Source organism: Vibrio sp. B1REV9 (assembly GCF_905175395.2).
Lineage (GTDB): Bacteria > Pseudomonadota > Gammaproteobacteria > Enterobacterales > Vibrionaceae > Vibrio > Vibrio alfacsensis.
In genome coordinates, this window is the sequence record NZ_HG992747.1 from 26,130 (window position 1) to 46,337 (window position 20,208).

A 20,208-nucleotide genomic window follows, 5' to 3' on the forward strand; every position below is an offset into this window, starting at 1 on the left:
CAACAAAAGTGCTAAGCTACACACTATCAATAGCAAATTACTGGAGGGCCAACACTAAATTAACCACTGATAATGGCTCTTAAAACAGCTACTTAAGTTTTTAACGGATAGTAAAGCTCGAAATGTTGACTCAATTACATAGGAAGAGCGTTTAGTCATGTTCCAGAAATGGCGAAATTGTGTTTTTTTGTTCCATGTCGCTAATATGAGAATGGTCGTGAAGTTTGTTTTCAAGTTGGATTTACTTGAAAAACGCGTCTACGTTTTAAAATATCGTTTTTGATAATGCACATAATACAATAGCATTGATTTTAAGTACGCTCTAAATTATGTCAGGGATTTGATATGTCTAGTGCAAAGTTTCATGGATTGAACACGAATAACACTGTGATGATAGTTACTGATTTCATTATGATTTTTGCCAGTTTTATACTTACGTTACTCTGCGCGAAGTTATTTGTCAGTAATTTTTATTTAAGCTATTCAGATATAGAGATTTATCTGCAATTTTTTGTGTTTTCAATTCCTCTGCATCTAATACTGCTTGGCGTAGGATTGTACAATGAGAAATTGAGAGAACGCTTTAATGGCATCATTTTACGTATTTTCGTCGCCATAATATTAGGGTATATACTGACCAACATTCTCAGCCAAATGTTCACAAAGACATTTTTCCCTCCCTCGTTCAATGAGTTATTGTTTTTCATCACCTTTTTGACTCTGTGTAATTGTCGGTTCATGATCATTAAGCTTGGCCTAAACCAATTGTCTAAACGACGCGTTCTTGTTCTTGGTTCAGGAAAGAGAGCAAGCATCATTGAGCAGTGCATGCGGAGAAAATCGGATCGTGTTGGTCTTGAATTTGTCGGTTTTGTTTCTGTTAAAGGCGATGCTGACAATCAAATAAAGGCGGATCAAGTACTGACTGTTTCCGAACCTCTCGAAACCTATGTCCTAAAGCAAAACATCAATGAATTGGTTATTGCAATCGATGAGCGTCGAGACAATCTTCCCATCGAAGCGCTCCTTCAACTCAAACAAGTTGGCGTTCAAATTACTGACATCATTGAATTTGTTGAAAGAGAGACTGGACAGGTGGCGGTAAACTATTTGACGCCTTCTTGGTTCCTGTTTCAAAACCATCGCTCGAAAAATCAATGGCGTACTAATGCCTATTGGCTTTTTAATAGCTTCGTTGCGCTTTCTATTGCGTTGATTACCTTACCAGTCATGCTTATTACCGTCTTTGCAATGAAGATAGAAAGCGGTAGACACTTTCCGGTTTTGTACTCTCAAGAGCGCGTTGGCTTAATGGTAAGCGCTTTTTTATCTACAAATTTACCAGCATGCGAACAGACGCCGAAAAAAATGGCATTCAATGGGCGCAAAAAGACGACCCCAGGACGACGAAAGTTGGCAAGTTTATTCGTAAATACCGCATCGACGAATTGCCTCAACTTTACAATGTTATCAATGGTGATATGTATTTTGTTGGCCCCCGACCAGAAAGACCCCAATTTACAGAAGGGTTCAGTAGCTCCATTCCCTACTATAACCAAAGACATAATGTTAAGCCCGGATTAACCGGATGGGCGCAGCTCAAATATCCTTATGGTAGTAGCGAAAAAGATGCATTAGAGAAGCTCAAATTCGACCTTTACTACATTCGAAATCGTAACTTTACGCTGGACTTACTCATTTTGTTAAAAACATCAGAAATTATTCTCTTTGGAAAAGGTCGTTAATTCTATGTCTGATGGACGATGCTACGACACCTCAAAGGCAACATGTGCGATGACCGTCGATGTTGAAGATTACTTTCACGTCGCCGCCTTTGACAAAACGATCCATCGGTCAGACTGGGGGATAAAATACCCCCTGCGAGTAGAACAGAGCACTCATAGAATTTTAGAACTATTCGATGAGCATAACGTGAAAGCAACATTTTTTATGCTGGGTTGGGTTGCAAACGTGTGCCCAAGTCTAGCGAAAGCAATCGTAGATAATGGGCATGAGCTAGCAAGCCATGGTACTCATCATCAAAAAGCAACCTCACAGTCGCCAGAAGCCTTTCGTGATGATGTTTATCGCTCTAAAGCCTTACTCGAAGACATTACAGGGGTACCGGTCAATGGCTACCGAGCACCAAGCTTTTCGATCAATCCAACCAATGAATGGGCCTTTAGCGTTTTAGCCGAATTAGGGTTTGTGTACAGCAGCAGCACTTATCCTGTAAAGCATGACCATTATGGTGCGCCAGATTGGCCAAAATCAAAGTATCTGCGGCCTGAAGGCATATACGAACTACCAATTCCAACGCTCTTTAAGTTCGGTCGTAGTATCCCTATTGGGGGCGGTGGTTTTTTCCGACTTTATCCATATCAATTAAGTAAAGCGCTGATTACGAACTATATTAATAGGACGGGCTTACCTTATAGCTTTTACTTTCACCCTTGGGAGATTGATGAACACCAACCGCGTATCGCCGATGTGCCCTTAAAATCACATTTTCGACACTACCTAAACCTCGGCAAAATGGAAGATCGAGTTAGGTATCTATTAACGGATTTTTCATGGAATACGATGAGCCATGTTTTCCAACTGGATGGACGAACGAATGACTCTACCACTGCAGATCAGAGAACTGACACCCCAAGATATGCAAGCTTGGGACGAATATGTCGATAACCATAAAGATGGCACTTTTTTTCATCTAACAGGTTGGTACAAGGTTATCCAATCGGTATTCAAGCACACACCTCACTATTTACTCGCAGAAAATGAGGGCACTATAGTTGGTGTTCTCCCACTTTTTGAGCAAAAAAGTCACTTTTTTGGGCATGCTCTTATCTCGACTCCATTTTGTGTTTATGGTGGTGTGTTAGCGGATTCCGACGCTATCAGGCATAAGCTTGAGAAAGCTTCACTCAAACTTGGTTCATCACTTAACGTTGATTATGTCGAATTGCGTGATAAAGACCAACGAGAGGCAGAAGAACCTTGGGTGATACATTGCCAACATGCCACATTTTCATCTGTTCTAAACGACACGCCAGATCAAATCCTTACCAACATCAAGCGAAAGCAACGAGCGGTTGTACGTCACTCGTTAAAAAATGAGCTGCAATGGGACAACCAAGACAATACAACGTTGTGTTACGACGTATATGCTCAAAGTGTTCGCAACTTAGGTACGCCGGTATTTAATAAGAAGCTATTTGATTCTCTCAAAGACACGTTTGGCCATCAATGTGAAACCTTAGTGATTAACGATAACAATGGAAATCCTGTCTCGAGCGTATTGAGTTTTTATTATAAAGACACGGTTCTCCCCTACTATGGCGGCGGAACAACAGATGCCCGTGAATTAAAAAGTAACGACTACATGTACTATCAATTGATGTGTATGGCACGTGACAAAGGCATATCGAAGTTTGATTTTGGCCGAAGTAAAAAGGACTCCGGCTCTTACAAGTATAAGAAACACTGGGGTATGCAAGAAGACAACCTGCACTATCGAATTGCACTCATTAAAGCAAAAGATTTGCCCAACCTCTCGCCAAACAATCCCAAATATAAATTGCTTATTGGGCTTTGGAAGAAAATGCCACTTGCCCTTTCTCGCCAAATTGGCCCACAGCTTTCCAAGTATCTAGGGTAGAACATGAAAGAGCCGTTATTGTATCTATGTCATCGAATTCCGTATCCGCCTAATAAAGGCGATAAGATAACGACATTCAATATTCTAAAGTTTTTAAATAAACACTATGACCTCTACGTTGGTTGTTTCATTGATGACCCGTTAGACAATCAATATAAAGCGCGTGTCGCGGACATGTGCAAAGCGTGCTTTTTTGTCGATCTAAACCCTAAAATTTCGAAGCTCAAGGGGTTAACGGCCTTTGGTAAAGGAGAACCCATTACACTGCCCTACTATCGCAGTTCAAAAATGTTTGACTGGGTGAACAAAACCATCGCGAATCACAACATTAAAAAAGCGTTTATTTATTCAGGATGTATGGCTCAGTACGTGCTTACACCAGAAACCGACCATCTTTATAAAGTCATGCAATTTGCTGATATCGACTCAGATAAATGGCGCCAGTATGCCAATGCATCTAACGGTATCATGAGTAAGATTTACATGCGTGAATACTACACACTGGCTGACTATGAAAAATACGTAGCGGAGCAGTTTTCGGTCAGTTGCTTTATCTCAGATACCGAAGCGTCGCTGTTTCGAGAATTGGTCGATGAGGGTATCCAAGTAAAGGTTAAAACCTTAAGCAATGGTATAGATAGCGATTACTTCTCACCTACTGAACAATCAAGCTTGGGCGAACCATTTTCCATAGAGGACGATAACTATATCGTATTTACTGGAGCGATGGATTATCGCCCTAATATAGAAACGGTTATCTGGTTCTCACAACAGATATGGCCAAATGTCGTTGCCCGTTGTCCTAACAGTAAGTTTTATATCGTCGGCTCTTCACCACCAAAAGCGGTCCTTGAACTAGAGAAAACTCAAGGCATAGTGGTCACCGGTAGAGTCGATGATGTTAGACCTTATCTATCCAATGCAAAGGCAGCTGTTGCGCCGATGCTTATGGCTCGTGGGATCCAAAATAAAATTTTAGAAGCGATGGCAATGGAACTTCCTGTAATGACATCACAACGAGGGGTTGAGGGGTTAGAAAACTGTTCGCTCGATAATTTATATGTCACTGATTCAGAACAAGAAATGATCGATTGGGTCTGCGAAAAACTCAACTACCCCCAAAGCAGCGCAAAAGACGCCAGAGCGTGGCTAGAGCGTCACTATAGTTGGGATGCGAAGCTCACCCCACTTCTCGATTACCTTGGGGACAGCCGTGAGTAGTCGAATGGTTGTTCGTTTTGCCTTACCCTTTTTAGCATGGGGACTTGTTTACTTCGAGTCGTTATCAAGCATGGTGACAGTATGGATGCAGTCTAAAACATTTGAGCACTGCTTCATTATCCTCCCTATCGCTCTTTGGCTGACTTGGAGAAAAAAAGATGAAATAAGAAGTACTCCGGTCCAAACCAGCTGGTTGCCTGTCTTTATATTAGTCTTACCTTCCGCGTTATGGATGCTAGGCAGAGCTGCCGACGTCGCGCTATTTGAACATGTCGCAGCGGTGTTTAGTTTACAACTCATGCTATGGGCATTATTAGGTAACCCGCTAACAAAAGTCCTCTTCTTTCCAATATTTTACTTAGTGTTCTGTATCCCTTTTGGTGAAGAACTGGTTCCTTACCTCCAATTGATCACCGCAGACATCACTGTTTTCGCGTTACAAATTACTAATATCCCCGTCTATAGAGAAGGGCTGTATTTGGCCATTCCTAACGGATTATTTGAAGTTGCTGAAGCATGCTCAGGGATACGTTTTTTAATCTCTAGCTTGGCACTTGGCACGCTGTTCGCTTATTTGAGTTTCAACAAATGGTGGAAAATAGCAATATTCGTTGGTTTTTCTTTTATTTTCCCAATTATTGCTAATGGCATCCGCGCCTATGGCATCGTTCTTATTGGTTACCTTAGTGATATGCGATACGCCACAGGTGCCGATCATTTAGTTTACGGTTGGGTATTCTTCAGTTTTGTCATCGGTATCATCTTCTTTATTGCTGACAAGTTTTCAGACAAGAAAAATACCCAGCCGCCCCCATATCCTCGAATGTATGCTCTTTCAATACCCGTAAAAAACGTCATGATCATCCTGTGCTTTTTAGGTGTTTATGCGTTCTTATACCAATGGCAACGATCAATAGATCTAAACGGAAACCAAATCGTAAACGCCGTAAACTTACCGAAAAACACCACACATATAGAGACTTCAAGCTGGGGAATTTCTTTCCCCAAAGCACAACAAGTCTCGCGAGGAGTCGCCCCTGATGGCAGTGTCGAATACTTTTCGGCACGCTATGCACTTAATCAAAAGAATGGAGAACTAATTAGTTCTCTTAACCGCATTTACGACCAACAACAGTGGTCAATCAATAGGAATAGTAAACAGGTCATAACACCAGACATAACTGAGGCATTCAAAGCGACACAGTTAACCGTTGCAAATCTCAACGGCCAATCGATGAAAATCCTCTACTGGTATTGCATTAATGATTTTTGCTCCAGCAATCCTCTTGAAGTGAAACTGTTTAAAGCAACAAGGTTGATGACAGAAAGTTCAGGCACCGCAGATGTATGGGCTATCGCCAGTTACAACTCAACCGATGAGCACCTTTTAAATCTCGCTAAGGCATGGATTGCCAATGAACGAAACTGACAAGGAGTCACATTATGTGTGGGATATCAGGGATATTTAATCTTAGAGCCTACTCCTCTATCGATAGCCACTTACTTAAACACATCAACCGTACCCAATCTCATCGTGGGCCTGATGACGAGGGGTATTTTATTGATGCACACGTTGGACTTGGTCATCGCAGACTATCCATCATTGACCTAAGTAGCGGCCAACAGCCTATTTTTAATGAGGACCACTCTGTTTGCGTAGTGTTTAATGGTGAGATATATAATTTTGAGTCCCTAGTTGCTGAACTCACGCATCTTGGTCACCGCTTTTCGACTCATAGTGATACCGAAGTTATTGTTCATGCATGGGAGGAGTGGGGAGAGCTTTGCATTAATCGATTTCGCGGAATGTTCACCTTTGCACTTTGGGACCGAAACAAACGCCAACTATTAATCGCACGAGACCGCCTAGGCAAGAAACCTCTGTATTACACTCAAACTTCGGCTGGGCAATTAGTTTTTGGTTCTGAGTTAAAAGTTGTTCTTTCTCACCCAGACGTTGATAAGACGTTACGCTCAGAAATGGCCGAAGAATATTTCATGTATGGCTATATCCCCGACCCCTACAGTGCATATAAAAATGTATTCAAACTAAACCCTGGGCATTTCATGTTATTGACGCCAGGCTCAGATATTGAGCAGCACGCTTATTGGGATTTAACTGCACCTATTCAACATCATTCTTGGGAAAACGTTCAAACTGAATTAATTGAAAGGCTTAATGAATCGGTCCGAATACGTTTACTTTCTGATGTTCCGTTAGGTGCGTTTCTGTCTGGAGGAGTTGACTCAAGCGCGATCACCGCGCTGATGGCTGGGCTTCAAGATAGTCCTGTCAATACCTGTGCAATAGGTTTTAACGAAGCTCACTATGATGAGAGCGAATACGCCAACCAAATTGCGGCCAGATACCAAACCAATCACGTCAGTCAAATCGTATCATCTAACGACTACCATCTGCTCGACGAGTTAAGCAACATCTATGATGAACCGTTTGCAGACAGTTCTGCCCTGCCAACTTATCAAGTATGCCAACTCGCCAGACAGAACGTAAAAGTCGCATTGTCTGGCGATGGTGGGGATGAAATTTTTGCTGGATACCGACGACAACGTATGCACATTACAGAACAGCGATTCAGAGATAGCATCCCTTTTGAAGTCCGAAAGCCACTGTTTGGCGGATTAGCTAGTGTATACCCAAAAGCCGACTGGGCGCCAAAGCCTCTAAGAGCGAAAACAACACTACAGTCACTTGCGATGGATACCGTAGAAGCTTACGCAAATACCATGTCAAAGCTAAGGCTTGGTCAACGTCGACAATTGTTTAGCCCCAACTATCTGCGCGAACTTTCTGGCTACACTGGTTTAGAAATCATGAAGCAACATGCTAAAGCAGCGCCTACTGACGACCCACTGAAGCAAATTCAGTACTTAGACTTCAAGACGTGGCTTCCTGGGGATATTCTCACCAAAGTTGATCGGGCAAGCATGGCGCATTCACTAGAGGTTCGGTCTCCTTTGCTCGATCATGTGTTCGTTGAGTGGGCATTCTCTATCCAAAGCTCCGATAATATCAGAGGTCATGAGGGCAAGTATGCGTTCAAAAAAGCGCTTGAGCCTTACGTTGACCACAGTATTCTCTATCGTCCAAAAATGGGCTTTAGTATTCCAATCGCACAATGGTTTCGCGGCCCTCTAAAAGAGAGTCTAAGCACAACAATCCTGTCAGATAACATGCTAGATAGCGGTTTCTTTTCTGTTCAAGCACTGAAAAACATCATTAAAGAGCATACAGCCGGACGGGCAAATCACGCCGATGCGCTTTGGTGTTTACTGATGTTTGCGAAATTTATGAATAGGCAGTGATGACAATGAAAATTCTAACCGTAACCACGTTATTCCCCTATGCGAACAATCCCAAACACGGGGTCTTTATTGAGACACGATTACGTCATTTAAAACAGCACTTTCCTGATGTTGAGATCAAAGTCATCGCCCCTATCCCTTGGTTTCCGTTTCGTCAGTCAATTTTTGGGGCCTATGCTTCTTACGCTAACGCGCCACTGCATGAAACCCGTTTTGGTATGGATGTGTATCATCCACGCTATGTTGTCGTACCTAAAATTGGGATGACACTGACACCGCATACTCTTGCGTCAACGATTTACAAGAAAGCCAGCGAACTCATACAAGATGGCTTCGACTTTGATTTGATTGATGGTCATTACTTCTATCCTGATGGGGTCGCTATTTCTCAGGCAGCAACAAAACTGGGTAAACCCTTTACTGTCACGGCTCGAGGGACTGATATCAACCTCATCCCCGAATTCACGAAACCTAAAAAAGATATCCAGGCAGTACTTCAACATAGTGACCACAACATGGCCGTTTGTGAAGCATTAAGGAAAGAGATGATCGAACTAGGTGCACGTCAGGATTCCGTTACCACACTAAGAAATGGCGTTGACCTAAATCTATTTCGTTTCGTTGATGATTTACAAAAAAGAACATTAAGAACGCAATTAAAGCTGCCACATGGCAATCCAATTTTGATCTCGGTGGGCCATTTAATAGAGCGCAAGGGTCACCATCTTGTCATAGAAGCACTAAAACACTTACCACAAGCGTTACTGCTTATCGCGGGCAACGGGCCTGAAGAAAAACGACTGAAACAGCTAGTGATCTCTGAGCACTTGCAATCTCGCGTGATATTTTTGGGCAGTCTGAGTCAAATGCAGCTCGCTAACTATTATGGTGCGTCAGACGCACTTGTATTGGCGTCAAGTCGAGAGGGTTGGGCGAATGTACTTCTGGAAGCGATGGCCTGTGGGACTCCTGTAGTAGCAACCAATATTTGGGGAACGCCGGAAGTCGTTCAACATCACGATGCAGGCGTATTGGTGGACAGAAATGCACGCTCTATTGCGCAAGGAGCCAGTCATCTTCTGGCCACCCCGCCCCTTCGGTATGCAACCCGTAGGTACGCAGAGCAATTCGATTGGTTTTCAACGTCTCAAGGGCAGTACGAGATCTTTCATTCTGTTATCCGCTCGACTTTAAGCCAAAAGAGTGGCGAGCCTATCATCGACGCAAACCAATAACGGCTATGTAAGGGGAGCAGCAAATGAAGATACTTTATCACCACAGAATTGCCTCTAAAGATGGTCAATATGTTCACGTTGAGGAGATCATTCATGCTCTAGAAAAACGGGGACATGAAATCATCGTTGTCGGGCCAAGGATTGCTGAAGAAAGCAAATTCGGCAGTGATGGCGGATGGGTCTCTGCACTTAGAAAATCGTTACCCAAATTTTGTTCTGAAATACTTGAGTTTGGATACGCTTTCTATGTTTTGGGAAAACTCTTGTTAGCCATCATTAAGCATAGACCTGATGCTATTTATGAACGTTATAACCTTTTTTTGCCTGCCGGCATTTGGGCCAAGAAAATATTTCGCCTTAAACTTATTCTCGAAGTGAACTCGCCTCTTTACGATGAAAGAAAGCAATATGGAGGCATTACACTCGATTCACTTGCGAAATGGTCTGAACATTACACTTGGCGAAATGCCGATCATGTCTGCCCTGTCACCCATGTTTTATCCGGATATATTGAACGAGCAGGTGTCCCGAAAGAGCGTATCACTGTCATTCCAAACGGCATTGACCCAGAAAAGTTTTCTCCATCCGAAGAAGATGATCGAGAAAGTAAGTTTAAGGGACGCCTTACTATCGGCTTTGTCGGTTTTTGCAGAGAGTGGCATCAGCTCGACAAATTACTATCATTAATAGCAGAGACTGAAAACTCAGAACTGATGTTGCTCATTATTGGCGATGGTCCAGCCGCAGAACCTTTGCAAGAACAAGCAAAGAAACTCGGTATAGAGGACAGGTTATCGATCACAGGGTTGATAGAACGGCAAGATATGTCAGCGTGGCTAGATCAAGTAGACATTGCACTTCAACCTGCAGCTACGCCTTGGTGCTCCCCGCTTAAATTGATCGAATATCTCGCTAAAGGAAAGGCGATTATTGCACCGGATACAGAAAATATTAGGGAACTGCTGACGGATACTCATAACGCCCTTTTATACAATATGAGAGCTCCGGAAGAAATTTTACAGTGTGTAAAGAGAATTATCTCAAATGATGAGCTAAGAGAGCAGCTCAAGCAAGGTGCTATACAGACTATCCAAGACAAAGGACTTACTTGGAACAAGAATGCCCAACGTATCGAACAACTCTTTTCTACACTCAACGATCATGTCTCGATTCCATTTAAGGAAACAAAATAGCGCAAGGATGTCCATGTGAACGAAACGAGCAACAAAGTTAGTGTCCTCTTTTTGATCAACGATATAACAGCGCTTGGCGGTACTGAAAGAATGTGTACCATGATTGCCAATGAGTTGAGTGCTACTGGTTTTGACGTGGCCATCATCAGTCGTCACGAGGGGAGACTCACGCCATTTTTTCCTCTAGATAAAGCCGTTCGTCGCCAGCAATTATTTACTAAGTCCCCAGCGAAGCGTCACCACTTAATACTCCCATTTGCTATTTCACGCGTGGTTAAACAGAATCAGCCAGATCTCATCATCAGTTGCGATACTCAAATGTGCTTGTATTCAGCCATTCCGCTATTTAAGAAAAATCATATTGCATGGGAGCACTTTAACTCAGAAATTTGTACCCGATTTGGTAGTCGTTGGTTTGGTCGCCGCATGGCTTCTCTATTGTGTAAAAAAATCATTGTACTGACCAACAGTGACAAACAGCACTGGATTAACACCCTGCAAGCCTCTCCTCAAAAAATAGCGGTGATCCCGAACCCTCTTCCAGTTACACGCGTTGATCATGTTCAGACATCAGAACGACAAAATATCGTGTTGGCCGTGGGCCGTATGACCGCGCAAAAAGGGTTTGACTTACTCATTCAATCTTGGGCAAAAATAGACCAAGCCTCAACAATAGGTTGGAAGCTAAGAATCGTCGGCCCTACCGGAAGTGCCAAACCAGAGTTAGAACGACTGATCAAAGCCCTTAAGTTAGAAAACAACGTCGAGCTTATTTCTGAATCAAACAATATTGAAATCGAATACAAACATGCGTCTATGTATGTTTTGAGCTCTCGCTATGAAGGGTTTGGATTAACACTTATTGAAGCAATGGGCCAAGGGTTACCCGTCATCGCTTTCGATTGCCCCATGGGGCCATCGGAAATCATTGCCGACCAATTTGGTAAACTGCTTCCTTATCATGATATCGATACTATGGCGAAGACCATCGAATGCTTTTTATTGGACCCATCTCTTAGGGCGCAATTTGGTCAGCTAGCCCACCAAAGATCAAAGGACTACACCCCTGATATTATCATCCAAAAATGGACATCCATGATCCATCAACTATGAGGTAAGCCGGCGATGAATAAACCGCTAAAAATGAGAATTAATGTGCTCGCTTACAATGAAGAAGACTTTATTGAACGCTGCCTCGACTCTATCGCTCAATCGATCTTACAAATGGACGGCCACCATGCAGAAGTGAATATCATTTGTAATGGGTGTACTGATAACACCTATCAAGTATCAGAACAATACGTAAAAGACAAAGCCGAGTGGAATGTTTATCACCTCAAGTTTGGTGACAAAGCAAACGCATGGAACTTCGCTGTTGAGCTCGGAGAACGAGCCTTACTAACCAGTGTGTTTATTGATGGGGATTGTACAATTACCCCTCAGTCACTTATGAGTATTGCCCAGTTTTATTCAGATCACCCCGAAAGTTATATCATTGCAGGTATTCCAAAAACACAAGGACGAACCACTAACGATACTATCCAAAAAACGCTCAACGGGGAGGCTTTAAGCGGAAATTTTTATGCGCTCACTCCACGATTCTTGGAAAGATTATATCAACTCAACTTTAGATTGCCTGTTGGATTAATTGGTGATGATAGCCTTTTAGCTTGGGTAGCAAGCCACAATTTTAGATTATCTAACGGTGTGACACATGGCCTCTTGCAAGGCTGTGAAGGCGCCCAGTTTTATTACCATCGTCTCACACCAACCAGTGTTAAAAATATTTATCAGTACATTCGACGTTTGCATCGCTACAGCTTGCGTCACCTCCAACAAAGTGCGATACGCGAGCATCTCAATTACTACGATACCTTTGAGTCGCTGCCAGACAACATTGACCATATTTACTGCAACGTAAAATTTAATCACCTAAGGCTGAAATCTAAAAATAGCCCTTTTGACATGATCAATTATGTAAAGATCAAAAACTAACTGAGCATGACCCCATAAGCCTAAGTGAGACAAATGAAGAAAACACCGACAGTGAAACAAACTCAAAAAATTCATGTTGCGATCCTAAGTGGCAATTCTCTAGGTTTAGAGAATGACTCCGTGGTATTTCAGTCTGCGTTAAGAAAAGCCTTTCCTAACGTCCGCTCAAACCTGTTGTTAGGAAAAGAAAGTTCATTTCAAAAAGCACTCGCATTATTTAAGCTTTTCGCGCAAAGATTACGAGGAAAAACGCTCGTTTTTATTCATATGGAAGAAGTGCAATCTAAATTAGTTTGGGCTGCTTCTCAGAACTATTTGATACCTAATCAGGACTGGTTTCGCTCTCACACTGAGAAAACCACGTTAGCTAACAAACGCATTGTACTTCTTTGCAAAACAAAAGATGCTTTGCGCGCTTTTTCGGATATGGAAGAACGAGCCCACTACCTAGGCTTTAGTTCTCTTGATCGCCATCACTACAAAGGTGGGAAAGACTTCAACTGCTATTTGCACCTTGCTGGGAAAAGTGAAAAGAAAGGCACATTATCTGTGATTGAAGCATGGAAACGACATCCCGAATGGCCCACACTCACATTACAAACTACTGTTGATGATCATATTCAAGCAGCAAGAAATATCGAAAATATTCACTTAATCACCGACAACCAAACGGGCGAAGACTTACTAACGCTAATGAACAGCCACGGCGTGCATCTTTGTGTATCTGAAATGGAAGGATTTGGTCACTACATCGTTGAGGCGCTTTCTACCGGTGCAGTGGTGTTAACAACAGATGGTGCTCCTATGAATGAACTCGTCACGCCAAGTTGCGGATTCCTAGTCAGCTGCCGAAACGGAGAAAATCAATACCGAGCAAAAGGCTTCAAAATTGACCAAACGGATCTTGAGAACACAATCCAAAAACTGACCAAGATGCCTTTAGAAGATTTCCTAACCATGTCTGAAAACAGTCGACATCGATACCTTGAGTTGACATCTCAATTCGAAACCAACGTAAAGCATTTCTTCGACGAGAGTTTTTCTTAATGGGTCTACTACCTTTTCTTTTCTCTTGATTTCGAAGATACTCGCGCACATCATTCTTTAGTTAGACACTCCGGATGTAATAGAACATTCGGTTTAGTAAGAAATACGGTTAGTTGGAAAAATTCATGCCTCAAGCAAATTCCGTCGTCGTACTCGACTTTGAAACCACGGGCCTTTCTCCGAATTTGGGTGACCGCGCAATAGAAATTGGTGCGGTTAAATTAGTCAATGGTGAGGTAGTGGATAGTTTTCAACAACTCATGAACCCTGGCTTTCGAGTGAGTTCATTCATTGAAAGTTATACGGGCATCACCAATAACATGCTACGAACAGCACCAAGTTGTGATGAAGTGATGGCATCGTTTAGTGAGTTCATTGCAGGTGAAAACCTTATCGCTCACAACGCATCGTTCGACAAACGATTTTTAGATGCAGAACTCGATAGAATCAGCCTTGGTTATACAGGCGAGTTTGCGTGCTCCTTACTGGTGGCAAGAAGGCTGATTCAAAATGCACCTTCACACAAATTAGGTGAGCTAGTTCGTTACAAAAGCATCGATAACGACGGTGTCTTTCACAGAGCATTAGCCGACGCGCAAATGACATCCAAACTTTGGCTCAGCATGATTGCGGATCTAGAAAAATACGGAGTCAAAAAACCAAGCTTTCAGTTTATGCAAACCATTAGCAAAACTGCAAAAGGTAAAGTGGATCTACTGCTCACTAAAAGCAGAGCTTAGCGGACTCTTACTCAAACGATACTTTACTATTCGCGAGTTCCGACAAAGGTTTTATTAAGAATCTGCATAATATGAGTCGTTGGTGACAGCGCTGGCCTTAGCTTATCCTGTAACCTAGCATTATGCGTTACGCTGTCACCATTAATAATAGAACGAATGAACCTATCAATATCCGTGGGCTCTTTAACTTTTGGGATAGCATCATACCCTAACTTACCGTAATCATTTAGCCGATCTCTAATTGACGGGTTGAGGTAAAGCGCAGGCTTACCTGTGTACAAATACTCAGTAATAAACGATGTGCAATCATGGATCATGGCGTCTGACTCTCTGAACAAGCCAACGTATTCCCCCTCTTCCAATTGCAGATTTGGTTTCGATGACCAAAATGCCCAGTATTCATCCGTTTTTTTAACGCCCCAATCTGGGTGTCGATAGAGCTTATCTTTTAATAATGGATGAGGCTTAAACGCAAAATTAACGCGTCCTGAATATCGAATCGCTAACTCTCTAAGATAATCTGCGTTTTCAATAAATGTGGAATTAGACAAAAAGCTGCTATTCGAAATGCTATGATGAGGCGCAAAAATGATTTTCTTCAGCTCCGGGCGCTTCCAAGGGTTGTCGTAAGATTGATCATTGTATAGCGCTTCGGTTGCAGGGTAACCAACCACATCAATATTACGACCGCGATTATAAGCATGCTCCTCAGCAATGTGTTTGTGCAGTTCATTAATTTGAAAAAACTTCCAAACCAAGTTTTCCGTTGGGCCATTAAAGTGAATTGAGTAATTCACATCCAACATTTCAAAATAAGGTACATAGCAAGTAAGCTTATTTCTAAGATGAGCGATTGAAAACCGTTCTAGAGAGTCATTATGGGGGTGAGTAAAAAAAATAATGTCACCATCGAGCAGCTCATCGTCTGTGTGGCTGTCTTTCCCCGTCATCGCCATTCTCACTCGATAACCTTTGGTTAAAAAATGTAATTCTGTTTTTTTCGTATTGGCTTCGATGTCATCTGCATTACAACGGGGGACAACTAGGATAGATGGGCAATATGCAGGATGATTTTCCATTGCTTGATAAAGCAAATCCGTTTTCCACATACTTTTTTCTAGTACGAGAAAAACAACATTGACCCTACCCCCTTGCCGCACTTTCTTCCTAACCCGTTTTATTTCCATGTAATGATAAGGTTTAGACGCCGCGATCTTTAATAGCGTTCGATACTTTTTAATTCTATCCCACACCCCTCGTGCAATGGAATTTGACGAAATAGAATCAATAAACACAAGGTTAAACCTTATATAAAGAGTCTAGCTGATTGTTCGCATGGAGCGTTTCATACGCTTTCAAGTCATCAATAGAATCAACCTCTAACCAACCAGAGTTCACTTCCACCGCTTTAATTTTCCAGTGTTGATTAATAAGGATTTGAAGAAAACTGGTCATATACATATTGTAAAAGTCTTTCCCATCATAGAGAGAGTAGCGGTCCAAATTTTGATAACTCTTGACGAAATCCTCAATTTTATCTTTTCTTATCTTAATAAGCCCCGTGTACTGCCCTTGAATTTGTTGATAATTTTCTGGCTTTTTACCGAGTTCGACGATGTACCCATCGTCATCTAAAACCAATGTTTCTACGTCATCAAGCGGATTCTCCATTCTCAGTGACCAAAGCTCATGCCAATTTTTGTCGATCATTAGTGAGACATCCGCCTGCGAAGCAAGAAGCGCGTTTAAGTTAGCCGGGCTATACACGATATCACCATAGCTAATAATCAGATCTTCATTGCATTTCGCAATAAACGTCATGGCAGAGAACAAGCTCTCTACCATGTTTGTTTTATGATAATTTTCATTGTGACTGGTACTAAACCCAAGGGCTTCAAGTTGCTCTGCGTAATACCCCGTTACCAAGTGAATATCTTCAATACCTTGACTTGTCAGGCTCTCTATTTGCCTCTCGAGCAAGGATTTCCCTATTAGCTTGACCAAACATTTGGGTTTATTCTCCGTCAGTGGACGCAGTCTCGTCCCCTCTCCTGCGGCTAAAATTAATGCTTTTGTCATAAAAAGATTCTTTTCAATAAGTTAATATCTCGTACATCAAAGGTTTTAACGCGTTCCGGGTGCCACATGATCCCGACGACATTACGTTCCTTATGCATGTATGCTTCAATGTTACCTTGAGTGTCAGCTGCCAAGGGCACTAGCCCATGTGCAAGGCCATTACTTGGAATCGCCCAGTGGTGGAAGCTGTTCACCGTTCGAGGCAGATCAAACTCTCGCTTTAACATGATCAGTTCATGTTCGACAGCCACATGTCCTTTAATCCTCTCCACACTGCCACCTAAGTGATGATTGATGAATTGCATGCCGCGGCAGACCCCAAGTAGAGGAGTATCCGTTTCTATGGTGTATTGAATCAAAGCTCGCTCGAACTCATCTCGCTCTGTCGCAATATCCAAGGCATGGAAATCCAGTTCTGCAATGTTGTTCCCCCCCGACAGAATAACGCCCGCTAGATTAAGCCCATCCATTAGTTCCCTGACCAAATGACGAGGAATATTGGGAAGGGGCACTGGCATACACCCTAGAGCAATAACAAGCTCATACCAACGCTGATCAAGCGCATCACGCCGCTCACCATAGCTTTCGATAACATCGACTCTTTGACTGATGCCGATCCGTCTCATTTAACGGCCCGCAACGTTTGACCTAAACAGTCCAAACGCAATTTATGGCAAGCTTGAAGGGTTTCATAAAGTTTCTCTCCAACACCAATGGCAGCCGGTAAACCAATCTCAGCGGCACGAATCGCCATATGTGAATTGGCGCCACCAAATTGAGTAATGAGCCCAGCAATTTCGTGCCCAAAAAGCCAGTCATAGCCTGGATCTGCTTGAGGGATCATGACAATTTTTCCTTTAAAATACGATCTTTCATCTGAGAGTATTGCCACCTCTGCTGTCACGCTTTTTAAACCAATATAGTTGGGCAGCGATGAATGCCTTTCAAAACAGTAAAACTGTGATTCTTCATTAATGAATGATGGGAGTTCTATCAACTTCGTGACTTGATAACCGGCCTTTCTTTGGCTTACAAGTTTTGGTAAATCGATGGTGGTGATGCGGTTTAAGCGTAAACTTTCTATATCAGCGTGGGTTAAATAAGACAGATCCGAACGACTTAACCCAACACTCTGTCCCCATTTCACTAAGTAATCAAACGCCTTACTTAGGTTCTTGGTTACTTCAAATTTCACTCTTTCTCGTTCTTGTGTGGCTCGGATTAAAAACTCAACAAAAGCATCAGTACTGAGCACCGATTCTAACTCTTCTAGTAGAGCCCCCAAGGCGAGCAATTCAGAGCCCGTAAGCTCAATTTCTACTGCTGTTTGTTGGTGACAAGAATGTGCATCTTTCGGTATCAAGTACTGCTCTGGCCTTTCCCAATAAGCTGGCGTAGTAATTTCATAAGTTCCTGGCCTTAAATGACCATAGGAATCCAATAATTCTCCGAGCGTCAATTCGCCCATCGCGAATCGAGCTTTATCTTTTTCAAACTCTCCAGCTACCGTGTCAAAACTGCTCATAAACAACAGGCTTCGCTCTTTAGATATACCTCCACTTTGCACCAAACTATTCAGTAATGTTCGCGCCACAAACCCCGCTCTTGCAGCATGAGAAAATGCGAGCGTGCCATACCGCTTGGCATCATCGAGCAAGGTAAATACTTTATCTAAGTCAGGGGCGGTGGAATCCAGACATATTTGTCGTCGAACTGGGAGGAGATCAACGGAAGCAATATCGGCATCTAATCGAGTAAGCGCTTGTCGGGTAATAACCTTCAGTCCTTGCTCTAAGTGAGATAAGTCAGATTCCAAAACACCATAAGGTTTCAGCCTTTTCACCGCCTCACGCTTAAACTCCGGTGTCCATGTTGTAAAAGCAATGTCAAACTCCACTTTATCGTGAAGGCTTGGATTCGCACCTAACATGTCAATATAAGCATTCACAATTCTCGTTGCAGATTCGTCGGGCACACTATTTGGAATAAAAGAGCTAAAACTGGCTCGAACATCCACATAAGGGTGCCCTACAAAACTTATGATTAATGGCAATGGACGCACATCTTTATATCCATATTCAGCCCTTTGCTTGGCCCAGACATCATTGACGATAAGGTATTGGTACAAGCTAAGTGACAGTGGTTTTGGTCGTGTACTGATGATCTCCGCTGGGTTCCAATCCGGCATATTGGCAAAAATCGTTTTATCACCAAACGCAAAAGGAGGCTTCGCTTGCAATTCACTAAAACGAGACACGCTACTTTGAAGAGCGTCGATGATTTTGTCTTGTTCAACCTCAGCATCATCGCCTCTTAGTAGCACCGGGCGGACTTGAAATATGTGCACGTTTCCTTGGGAGTCAACAGCAAACTCGATGTCGAGCTTATCGAAACCAAGCAGAGACTCTAACTCTTGAACCGCTTTCAATACGGGAGCTAACTTGGGTTCTACGTCACTAAGCATGTCCGGCTTATACTTACAAACTAACACCGTCCTTAAATCCGTCCCCCGTCCAGAAGTAACCGACTCTGTAGACTGCGTCGAATCATCAAAATTAAACCGATAGTAAGGCGCGCCGGATTCGAGAGTACAAGTAAATACCACCCCGGACATGACGACATCATGCAAAAATTCTTGGATCAGAATTTGCTCTCCAGCCCCCAATGACGGTCCATAAGAATCAATCACGGTTTCGATAGCTGAGCTCAGTTGTATGGCATCATCGCAATCAACATCAAGAATACTATCGAAACCTCCAGCATTAGAGCGGCCCCAGTTATCTTCACCTTTGGAACTGCTTCTTACCACAAGACGTTTGTTGGCAAATCGCTGCGTGATGTCATGTAATACCGTGCGATAGTCCGCTACCCACTGATCAACGGTAAAGCTGTATTGCTCGCCAATAAAGCTACTTTTAACCATCCCCTCTAAGCGAGAAAGTGTGTCTGCTTTCGTACCCATGACAAAATTAGCGATATCTCTGGGCGAATTAAACTCCGTCCAATCTCCTTTGACATCACGATAATTTATCGTCAAACCATACGCTTCTAGAACGGGAATAATATCGAGTAATTTTTTACCGATTAGTTGGTGTTTTTCGTCGTCCGAAAGACGGTTAATGATACTCACGGCTCGCTCACCGAAATACATCAAACCCGTAAATTCAAACAGTTCACTCTCGACAATCAACACTTCTGCTTTTTCTATGTCTTCCCTTTTTCGACCGTAATATCTATCGAGCCAGTGGGAGTCGACAACGACCGTCACGTCTGATTCTAGTACCCTAAATTCTTTAATAAATTCATGCCTGAAAATCGTATCCCCATACGTCACAATGCAAGAAGAATCAAAATGGGGAGCAGATAAAAAAGTATCGAGTGGTGTAGAACTTTTCCATTCGGGCATGATGACAAAATTAAGTTCTGGATATTGCTGCGCAACTTCCTCTATCTGATAACCACCCAAAAAAAAGAGATGACTGGGCTGAGTGATACTATCAAAACTATGAAGTTGCCAATCCATCGCCCTCATATTTGCAGAGATGTTGATTAATGCAGAAGGTTTATTTCCTCGTTTTGGGGCACCCGCACCCAATATATACACATTCACTCGCCACCATCCTAATTCCATCCATAGATTAATCAGTGTGCGGAATGAACTGAGTCGATAAGTAAGCAAATTACCGGAATAACATTTCTCTTGTCATCGAGTC

General features: G+C 42.7%; 16 protein-coding genes. 12 read left to right on the forward strand and 4 right to left on the reverse strand.

Features of this window, described 5'->3' with window-relative positions; genetic code table 11:
• Positions 1–1,346: 1,346 nt before the first annotated feature.
• From KHN78_RS22195 to KHN78_RS20940, 12 genes are all read left to right on the forward strand, one after another.
• On the forward strand, positions 1,347–1,745 hold the full coding sequence (locus tag KHN78_RS22195; RefSeq protein ID WP_411912361.1) for a sugar transferase: 399 nt from the start codon (positions 1,347–1,349) through the stop codon (positions 1,743–1,745).
• 4 nt (positions 1,746–1,749) lie between these two features.
• Entirely contained in the window at positions 1,750–2,688 is a 939-nt protein-coding gene (locus KHN78_RS20890; RefSeq protein WP_210205346.1) for an XrtA system polysaccharide deacetylase, read from the forward strand.
• Positions 2,618–3,661, forward strand: coding sequence for a FemAB family XrtA/PEP-CTERM system-associated protein (locus KHN78_RS20895; protein ID WP_210205393.1), 1,044 nt, complete (start codon positions 2,618–2,620; stop codon positions 3,659–3,661). The genes KHN78_RS20890 and KHN78_RS20895 overlap by 71 nt, the downstream gene beginning before the upstream one ends.
• A 3-nt stretch (positions 3,662–3,664) precedes the next feature.
• Positions 3,665–4,882 carry a TIGR03087 family PEP-CTERM/XrtA system glycosyltransferase gene (locus tag KHN78_RS20900; RefSeq protein ID WP_210205347.1) on the forward strand — a complete coding sequence of 406 codons (1,218 nt, stop codon included), beginning with the start codon at positions 3,665–3,667 and terminating at the stop codon, positions 4,880–4,882.
• A 4-nt stretch (positions 4,883–4,886) separates the two neighbouring features.
• Complete coding sequence (gene xrtA / locus KHN78_RS20905) at positions 4,887–6,311, forward strand: exosortase A (RefSeq protein ID WP_211919987.1); 1,425 nt, start codon at positions 4,887–4,889, stop codon at positions 6,309–6,311.
• A 14-nt stretch (positions 6,312–6,325) separates the two neighbouring features.
• Complete coding sequence (locus KHN78_RS20910; protein WP_210205349.1) at positions 6,326–8,206, forward strand: XrtA/PEP-CTERM system amidotransferase; 1,881 nt, start codon at positions 6,326–6,328, stop codon at positions 8,204–8,206.
• A gap of 5 nt (positions 8,207–8,211) precedes the next feature.
• On the forward strand, positions 8,212–9,441 hold the full coding sequence (locus KHN78_RS20915) for a glycosyltransferase family 4 protein (protein WP_210205350.1): 1,230 nt from the start codon (positions 8,212–8,214) through the stop codon (positions 9,439–9,441).
• Between the two features lie 23 nt (positions 9,442–9,464).
• A complete protein-coding gene (locus tag KHN78_RS20920) occupies positions 9,465–10,634 on the forward strand; it encodes a glycosyltransferase family 4 protein (protein WP_210205351.1) in 1,170 nt (389 codons plus the stop codon).
• Positions 10,635–10,649: 15 nt separating this feature from the next.
• Entirely contained in the window at positions 10,650–11,747 is a 1,098-nt protein-coding gene (locus tag KHN78_RS20925) for a glycosyltransferase family 4 protein (RefSeq protein WP_210205352.1), read from the forward strand.
• A gap of 12 nt (positions 11,748–11,759) precedes the next feature.
• Complete coding sequence (locus tag KHN78_RS20930) at positions 11,760–12,629, forward strand: glycosyltransferase family 2 protein (protein ID WP_210205353.1); 870 nt, start codon at positions 11,760–11,762, stop codon at positions 12,627–12,629.
• A gap of 33 nt (positions 12,630–12,662) precedes the next feature.
• Entirely contained in the window at positions 12,663–13,676 is a 1,014-nt protein-coding gene (locus tag KHN78_RS20935) for a glycosyltransferase (RefSeq protein WP_210205354.1), read from the forward strand.
• A gap of 125 nt (positions 13,677–13,801) precedes the next feature.
• Positions 13,802–14,416 carry a PolC-type DNA polymerase III gene (locus tag KHN78_RS20940; RefSeq protein ID WP_210205394.1) on the forward strand — a complete coding sequence of 205 codons (615 nt, stop codon included), beginning with the start codon at positions 13,802–13,804 and terminating at the stop codon, positions 14,414–14,416.
• A gap of 26 nt (positions 14,417–14,442) precedes the next feature.
• On the opposite strand, the gene KHN78_RS20945 is transcribed toward KHN78_RS20940, so the two are convergent.
• The 4 genes from KHN78_RS20945 to KHN78_RS20960 form a co-directional block, all read right to left on the reverse strand.
• Positions 14,443–15,525: a CDP-glycerol glycerophosphotransferase family protein gene (locus KHN78_RS20945; protein WP_211919988.1), complete on the reverse strand. Its 1,083-nt coding sequence runs from the start codon at positions 15,523–15,525 to the stop codon at positions 14,443–14,445.
• 190 nt (positions 15,526–15,715) lie between these two features.
• The gene (locus tag KHN78_RS20950; protein WP_210205356.1) at positions 15,716–16,495 is read right to left on the reverse strand and encodes an NTP transferase domain-containing protein; all 780 of its coding nucleotides are present in this window, start codon (positions 16,493–16,495) and stop codon (positions 15,716–15,718) included.
• Positions 16,492–17,121, reverse strand: coding sequence for a gamma-glutamyl-gamma-aminobutyrate hydrolase family protein (locus tag KHN78_RS20955; protein WP_210205357.1), 630 nt, complete (start codon positions 17,119–17,121; stop codon positions 16,492–16,494). Before KHN78_RS20955 ends, KHN78_RS20950 begins: the two co-directional genes overlap by 4 nt.
• Positions 17,118–20,126: a PEP-utilizing enzyme gene (locus KHN78_RS20960; RefSeq protein WP_210205358.1), complete on the reverse strand. Its 3,009-nt coding sequence runs from the start codon at positions 20,124–20,126 to the stop codon at positions 17,118–17,120. The genes KHN78_RS20955 and KHN78_RS20960 overlap by 4 nt, the downstream gene beginning before the upstream one ends.
• Positions 20,127–20,208: the final 82 nt, after the last annotated feature.